The sequence below is a fragment of the Ruthenibacterium intestinale genome (assembly GCF_040096265.1).
Lineage (GTDB): Bacteria > Bacillota > Clostridia > Oscillospirales > Ruminococcaceae > Ruthenibacterium > Ruthenibacterium komagatae.
In genome coordinates, this window is record NZ_JBBMFA010000035.1 from 23,420 (window position 1) to 30,535 (window position 7,116).

The following is a 7,116-nucleotide window of genomic DNA, read 5'->3' on the forward strand; positions in this document are numbered from 1 at the left end:
TATGGTGAAAAGCTGGATGAAAAAAGCGGCTGCGTTGGCGGCGGGCATGATGCTTGCGGCCTGCCTGGGAACTGCGGCCTGGGCGGATCAGCCCAAAACGATCCAGGAAAACGGATTGAGTATTACAGGAAATACGGCTGGCGTGCAGAAAGATGAAAACGGTCAGCTGGTTATCAGCGAAAATGGTTCTTACGAGATAACGGGAACTTGGAAAGGTTCTTTGGAAAATGCATTGGCAGATGCGCCCAAAGCGGCGATTTGCGTGGCGGATGGAGTACAGGCGGAGCTCGTGCTGAAAGACGTGAGCATCTCGATCGATCAGGCGGATACCTTTGCGCTGGCAGTGGAAGACGGTGCCAGCGTGACCTGTTCACTGTCCGGTTCAAACCTTCTGAATGAAGGAGCAGATGTTGGTCAAAAAGCCCGGCTTCTGCTTTCAGGGACTGGTGCACTGGATGCCGGGATGATTGACGGAACCGGAACATTCGGTTTGGATGCCTCTTTCCAGGGTGTGGCACGTACGCAGGAAATTATCTGCAAAAAAGATACATCCGGTTGGAACGGCATTCTGTTTGAAGAAGAGGCCGGCACGGTGTACGGTACGCCGATTCTTTCGCAGAATCTGACGATTGACAAGGGAGAGACTTTGACCATCTCACAGAACGCCAGTTTAACCGTTGCAAAATCGGTTCAGGTGCAGAACAACGGCGTAGTGAAAAACCAGGGTACGATTTATAATTACGGTCAGTGGAAGGGGACGCAGCCGGCAGGAAACGCCCCTGTTACAGATGCCCAGATCCAAGTGACTTTGTCCGCAAGTGAGCTTACTTTCGCAGACGGGCTGAAGATCACGGCGGTGGCGCGTGTACCTGCGGGTACATCCAATGGCACAGCTACGTTCTGGATGGGGGAGATCGGCGGACAAGGCGTAAAGCTCGGCACAGCGGAAGCGGTGGTCAGCGGGCAGAAAGCCACTGCCGAATTGACGGTAGAGCGCTGTGGTGCAGATGCGGGCTTCACCGTCGGGGACACTGTGATTTATGTGGACTTTGGCGCGATGACCGGTGAGGCAATGCCCGGGCAGAGTGCGGGAAGTCCTCTTCGCGTAACCGAAATCACTCGTTCTCTTCCCGCTCCGGTGGTGCAGATTGGCACCAACTTGGACCTGTCTCTGCAGACGGTGGTTCCCAGTGCGGGCGGCGGTACAGTGGAATATGGTGTCGCAACGGAAAATGATGCGTCCAAAGTAGCAAAGTGGCAGCAGGAAACCACTTTTACGGGGCTGACGGCAGATACTGCCTATTATGTGTTTGCTCGCGTGAGCGGTGACCCGGAATATTGTCAGGCCTATTCTTCCACAGGCCCCATTGTGGTTCCCAAGGCTTCCCGTACGCTGTCGAAACCGACGGCGACCGCCAAGGACGTTTGCCGTGTGGAAGTGAGCGGAGCTGTTCCCAGCGCAGGAAGCGGCGTAATCGAATATGGCATTGCCACGGAGAACAAAGCAGACAAAGTAACACAGTGGCAAACGGGAACAGCGTTTGAAAATCTGACGGCAGATACCACTTATTATGTGTTTGCCCGCGTGACGGGAGATACCCAGTACCAGGACGCGATTTCCGAGGGGAGCAGCGTCACTGTGAAAAAGGCTGTGCGTACCATGAATGCGCCCAAGGGAAAAGCAGGCGGAGCGGACAGCATTGTCCTGGAGGCAGCTGCACCCGGAGCAGGCGGCGGTACGGTTGAGTATGGCGTGTGCGAGAAAAACGACAGCAATGCCGTGACAAACTGGCAGGCTGGCACCACATTTACTGGCTTGAAAGCGGGAACACCGTACTATTGCTTCGCACGCGTAAAAGGGGATGCTCGCTACCAGGATGCGGTTTCGCAGTGCACGGTCATCTTTACCGAAAAGGCGGGAACAAGCACCCCGGCGCCGTCCAATCCCGGAACGTATTCCATTGAGGTCATCGCCGGTGAGGGCGGAACGGTCAGCCCCACCAGCATGCAGGCGGCAGCAGGCAGTAACCAGACCTTTACCTTTACCCCCAAAAAAGGATATGAAGTGGCCAATGTACGCGTGGACGTGACAGACTTCGGCTCGCGTACCAGTTATACGTTTGAAAACGTATCTGGCCCGCATTCGCTGACGGTCACATTCCGTCCGGTGAAAGCGGCTTCTTCCAGCAGTTCTTCTTCTTCGGACAAGAGTTCGTCTTCGTCTTCGACATCCTCTTCTTCGTCCAGCAGTGCGCCGGTTGTTTCGTCCAGCACTGCGCCCAGTTCCAGCGCATCTTCTGACAGCACGACTGCGCCAACCCGGAATAAGAATGGCAAAGTGCCTACGATTTTGCTGATTGTCATTGCACTCTTGGTGGCGGCGATTGCAGCAGTCATCATTGTTATGGCGGTGCGCAAAAAGAAATCGGATTCCGGGTATGAGGAATACGAAGAGTATCCTCGCTATGTCGACGAAGATGATTCGGATCCTTCGGATGAGTATAGTGAACTGGATATGAATTCCGATGATGATTTGGATGATGACGATCGCTGATAATCGCAAAACACAATAGAGAAAAGCCGCCGGCTCTTTGGCCAGCGGCTTTTTTATGCAACAAAAACGGCATGTCCAAAGGGACATGCCGTGCATAAAATTAGTCGCTCACATAGGGGAGCAGCGCAACGTGACGGGCGCGTTTGATCGCAACCGTCAGCTCGCGCTGATGATATGCGCAGGTACCGGTAACGCGGCGGGGAATAATCTTCGCGCGCTCGGAAATGTACTTGCGCAGACGAGGAACATCCTTGTAGTCGATGTGGTCCACACGATCAACGCAGAAGCTGCAAACTTTTTTGCGGCCACGGCGCTGCGGACGGCCACCTGCACGGGTGTCCTGACGCTCTTTATCGAAAGCCATGAGACAGGTCCTCCTTTATTAGAATGGTAGATCTTCGTTGTCGTCGATGACGGCAAAATCATCCGCGCTCCCGGCGGCATAGCTCACAGGCTCGGTCGGTGCGGGGCGCTGTGCAGGGGCGGCCGGCGCAGCATAGTTGCTGCCGCTGGAAGAGCCCTTGCTTTCCGCAAAGTGAATGTTTTCCGCGACCACTTCATACGCAGTGCGTTTGTTTCCGTTGCGATCTTCATAATTGCGGGTCTGCAAACTGCCGTTGACGGCAATCAGGCTGCCTTTATGAAAATACTTGCAAACAAATTCAGCGCTCTGGCGCCAGGCGACAATGTCGATAAAGTCAGCCTTACGCTCTTCGCCGGCACGTACAAAGCTGCGGTCAACCGCGATGCGGAACGTACATGTCGCAATCCCGTTGGGGGTGTGGCGCAATTCCGGGTCAGCTACAAGGCGGCCCATCAAAGCAATCACATTCAGCATTATTTTGCCTCCTCAGCTTCGGGTTTCGCAACGATCATGGAACGCAGCACGCCGTCGGTGATTTTGTACACACGGTCCAGCTCAGCGGGGAAATCAGGGCCGCTGGTGAAGCTGATGATGGTGTACACGCCTTCGGTTTCGTCGTTGATGGGGTAGGCCAGGCGACGTTTGCCCCACTCGTCAACAGAATCGATCGTACCGTTCTTCTCGATGAGGGATTTGAACTTGCCAACCAGGGTGGCGGTAGCTTCCTCATCCAGGGTGGAACTGGTAACCAGCATTGTTTCGTATTTTGCCATTTCTGTGCACCTCCTTCTGGACATATGACCCCTTGCGGGGTAAGGATTCTGCTTGCAATTTTAGCAAGCAATTTATTATATAATAAAGCGAGTGAATTTGTCAAGCTTATTCTTGCCAAATTCACTCGCTTTTATCCATTACAATGTGCGGACCAGTTCCTTCAGGTAAGCTTTGAACTCTTCACCGATTTCCGGATGACGAAGTGCGGTTTCCACCTGCGCCTGCATTACACCCAGCTTCGCACCCATGTCATAGCGTTTGCCGGTAAAGTCCACACCCGTCATGCCGCCATTGCGTGCAATGACCGCCATAGCATCGGTCAGTTGGATCTCACCGCCTGCGCCGGGTTGGGCGTTTTCCAGAATGTCGTAAATTTCCGGCGTCAGCAAACAACGTCCAAGAATGGAATAAAGGCTCATTTCCTGGCCGGGTGCCGGTTTTTCGATCATATCGGTCACGCGGTACAGGTTGTCCTGCAAAGGATCGACCTTCAGGGAAGAGTATTTGCGGATGGCCTCCCGGCTTACCTGCTTGATTCCTACACAGGGTTTTCCGTACTGTTCGTAGGCACGGCACAGCTGTGCAGCCACAGGATCTTCACCCATAATGACGTCATCCCCATACAAAACCACAAAAGGTTCGTCGCCGGTAAACGGGCGCGCTTTCAGAATGGCATGCCCCAACCCCTTGGTTTCTTTCTGACGCAGGAAAAAGATGTCTGCCAAATTGGCGATGCCCAGGCAATCTTCCAGCATTTTGGCTTTGGCAGGGTTGCCGTTCAACGCTGCTTCCAGTTCCGGGGCACGGTCAAAGTGGTCTTCCATGATTCCTTTGCCGCGGCCGGTGATGATCAGAATCTGTTCGATCCCGGCGGCGACCGCTTCCTCTACAATGTATTGAATCGCGGGTTTGTCCACAATGGGAAGCATCTCTTTCGGCATAGCCTTGGTGGCGGGAAGTACACGGGTGCCAAGACCGGCCGCAGGAATGACAGCTTTGCGGATCTTCTGCATTTTATTCTCCTTTCCGGACTCAGCCGTAAAAATAGTTCATCATTTGAGTGGGGCCGACCGCAGAAACAATCAGGGAGTTCAGCGTGACAACAAGAGCAAACAAAAAGACAACTCCCAGCACGGACGTGCCGCCTTCATGCTGTGCGGACTGTACCATCTGGACCGGCGAAGCGGTCACTTTCTGTAATGCCTGCAACTTTTTCAGCGCATGGCGTCGATAGAGATAAAAGGCGTACAGCGCGAAAAATACAGAACTCGCAAAATTGAGAACAAAGCAAATCAAAGCAAGACCTTCCAGGGCGCTTGCAGACAGGATAGAACCGATGGGAAGGCCGGCGGACTGGAAGACTGCCAGATAAGACGGAACACTGAACAAAATGGAAAGAGCCAGCGAAATAGCGCCCCAGCCCCACATTTTACGGTAGAAAAAGTACATGGGGGCATAAATCAAAGCGCTCCAACAGATACTGGTCTTGCGGTTCAGCCGGTCCATGCGGGAAAACTGGGCAAGATAATACTGCGAACTGCTGCCGATAAAAGCAGACCAGGTTGCGGCATCGATTCCGTCATATTCTTTCTGCGTGGGCGCGGCCGGGCCGGACATCGGGGAGCCAAAAGGCATTCCCATGGGCGGATAAGGTTGTTCGGCTTCGGAGTTCTGTCCGTAAGGAGTTCCAATGGGCTGTGCACCGCGCAGAGGGCGGCCGCAGCGTTCACAGAAAATGTTGTCTTTCTGGTTCAGGGCATTACAGGCCGGACAATGAATCCCTTCCGGTTCCTTGGGCTTGGGCGGGTCGAACGAAAAGCCGGTCCCGTGCTTTTCGGAGAAGACGCAGTGACCTTCTTTTTCGTAACAGGCCCGGTGGTAGGGGGCACCGCATTCAGGGCAAACGACAATGTCGTCTCCTTCGTGCAGAGGCTTATGACAACTGCTGCAATGGCAGTTTTGATAGTCAATCATGTTAAAGCTGATCCTCCTCAAGATACTGTTATCCATACTATACCGCATCAGGAGCAAAAATGCAAAGAAAAGAGTGTGAAAAACAGGAAAAATTCGCAGATAACAACCAATCGCACCCTCTTTACAACCGAAGGGGAATCTTTTATAATATTTGGGTATGACATTGTTTCAAAACCCTGCTGAAGAGAGGAAATTATGGTTATTTTAGATGAAGTAAAGCGTCAGCTGTCCGAGCTTGCACCGGAAGTGGCAGATTTGGCGGATGCGCTTGCCATTGAACGCAGCAAGCTGCGTCTGGAAGAGTTGGAACAGCGCAGCGCCAGCCCGGAATTCTACAACGATGCGGAAGGTTCGGGTGCGGTATTTGCAGAGATGGGCGAATTGAAACAGCGCATCGAGGATTATCGTGCACTGCAGGAGATGCTCAGTGATGCGCAGACGCTGTTGGAAATGTGCGAGGAAGACGGCGACGAAGCGCTGGCGGAAGAAGCGCAGACCAGCGTGGAACAGCTGAATGAAAAAGTGGAAGAAATGCGTTTGGTAACGCTGCTGAATGGGGAATACGATGGAAACAACGCCATTCTTACCTTCCATGCGGGCGCCGGCGGTACCGAGGCACAGGACTGGGTGTCCATGCTGTACCGGATGTACTCCCGTTTTGCCGCGCGCCATGGCTGGAATGTAAAGGTTCTGGAGTACCTGGACGGAGATGAGGCCGGCATCAAGTCCGCTTCGATTTTGGTGGAAGGGCACAATGCCTACGGATTCCTGCGTTCTGAAAACGGAGTGCATCGCCTGGTACGTGTCTCTCCGTTTGATGCGTCGGGACGCCGTCACACCAGCTTCGCTTCTCTGGAGGTCATGCCGGAGATGGACGATAAGATCACTGTCGAGATCCGGCCGGAGGACATCAAGATGGAAGTGTTCCGTTCGTCCGGCGCAGGTGGCCAGCACATCAATAAGACATCTTCCGCTGTTCGGTTGATCCACATTCCCACGGGCATTGTGGTCAGCTGCCAAAACGAGCGCAGCCAGTTTCAGAACCGCGATATGTGTATGAAAATGCTGGCGGCAAAGCTGTATCAGATTAAGGAACGGGAGCACCTGGATAAAATCAGCGATATCAAGGGCGTGCAGAAAGAGATTGCCTGGGGCAGTCAGATTCGCAGCTATGTGTTCATGCCTTATACGCTGGTCAAGGATCATCGCACCGGATATGAAAACGGCAATGTGAACGCGGTGATGGACGGCGATTTGGACGGCTTTATCAATGCATATTTGAAAGCGGCCAGCAAAGGTGAGCTTGCAAAATAAAATTTTTCATTTTCAAATAAAGAAACCCGGACGGCTCAGCCGTCCGGGTTTTATTTTATTCGGTGAATTATACTATCAAGTGCAACACTTTAGGGAAATAAAAAGGAGTTCATACAGCCCCCTGTGGTAGAATGAA

At 53.2% G+C, this 7,116-nt stretch carries 7 protein-coding genes; 2 read left to right on the plus strand and 5 right to left on the minus strand.

The genetic code is table 11. From position 1 onward, the window contains the following. The first annotated feature begins 1 nt into the window (after position 1). Positions 2-2,554, plus strand: coding sequence for an InlB B-repeat-containing protein (locus tag WMO24_RS01345; RefSeq protein ID WP_349214331.1), 2,553 nt, complete (start codon positions 2-4; stop codon positions 2,552-2,554). 100 nt (positions 2,555-2,654) lie between these two features. Here WMO24_RS01345 and rpsR read toward each other — a convergent pair whose 3' ends face one another. From rpsR to WMO24_RS01370, 5 genes are all read right to left on the minus strand, one after another. Continuing rightward, the gene (gene rpsR / locus WMO24_RS01350; protein WP_349214333.1) at positions 2,655-2,918 is read right to left on the minus strand and encodes a 30S ribosomal protein S18; all 264 of its coding nucleotides are present in this window, start codon (positions 2,916-2,918) and stop codon (positions 2,655-2,657) included. 18 nt (positions 2,919-2,936) lie between these two features. Then, positions 2,937-3,392, minus strand: a complete 456-nt coding sequence (locus WMO24_RS01355; protein ID WP_349214334.1) for a single-stranded DNA-binding protein — start codon at positions 3,390-3,392, stop codon at positions 2,937-2,939. Continuing rightward, on the minus strand, positions 3,392-3,691 hold the full coding sequence (gene rpsF / locus WMO24_RS01360) for a 30S ribosomal protein S6 (RefSeq protein WP_349214336.1): 300 nt from the start codon (positions 3,689-3,691) through the stop codon (positions 3,392-3,394). Before rpsF ends, WMO24_RS01355 begins: the two co-directional genes overlap by 1 nt. Before the next feature lie 138 nt (positions 3,692-3,829). Then, positions 3,830-4,705 (minus strand): UTP--glucose-1-phosphate uridylyltransferase, encoded by an 876-nt coding sequence (locus tag WMO24_RS01365; protein ID WP_349214338.1) that lies wholly within the window; start codon positions 4,703-4,705, stop codon positions 3,830-3,832. A gap of 19 nt (positions 4,706-4,724) precedes the next feature. Further along, on the minus strand, positions 4,725-5,666 hold the full coding sequence (locus WMO24_RS01370) for an RING finger protein (protein ID WP_349214339.1): 942 nt from the start codon (positions 5,664-5,666) through the stop codon (positions 4,725-4,727). A 195-nt stretch (positions 5,667-5,861) separates the two neighbouring features. Between WMO24_RS01370 and prfB the strand changes: the two genes are divergently transcribed. Next, the gene (gene prfB / locus WMO24_RS01375; protein ID WP_349214341.1) at positions 5,862-6,980 is read left to right on the plus strand and encodes a peptide chain release factor 2; all 1,119 of its coding nucleotides are present in this window, start codon (positions 5,862-5,864) and stop codon (positions 6,978-6,980) included. The last annotated feature ends 136 nt before the right edge of the window (positions 6,981-7,116 follow it).

Excerpts from the sequence above, each read along its gene's own strand:
- WMO24_RS01345 (WP_349214331.1), top strand. The coding sequence starts at position 2 with ATGGTGAAAAGCTGGATGAAAAAAGCGGCTGCGTTGGCGGCGGGCATG.
- rpsR (WP_349214333.1), bottom strand. The coding sequence starts at position 2,918 with ATGGCTTTCGATAAAGAGCGTCAGGACACCCGTGCAGGTGGCCGTCCG.
- WMO24_RS01355 (WP_349214334.1), bottom strand. The coding sequence starts at position 3,392 with ATGCTGAATGTGATTGCTTTGATGGGCCGCCTTGTAGCTGACCCGGAA.
- rpsF (WP_349214336.1), bottom strand. The coding sequence starts at position 3,691 with ATGGCAAAATACGAAACAATGCTGGTTACCAGTTCCACCCTGGATGAG.
- WMO24_RS01365 (WP_349214338.1), bottom strand. The coding sequence starts at position 4,705 with ATGCAGAAGATCCGCAAAGCTGTCATTCCTGCGGCCGGTCTTGGCACC.
- WMO24_RS01370 (WP_349214339.1), bottom strand. The coding sequence starts at position 5,666 with ATGATTGACTATCAAAACTGCCATTGCAGCAGTTGTCATAAGCCTCTG.
- prfB (WP_349214341.1), top strand. The coding sequence starts at position 5,862 with ATGGTTATTTTAGATGAAGTAAAGCGTCAGCTGTCCGAGCTTGCACCG.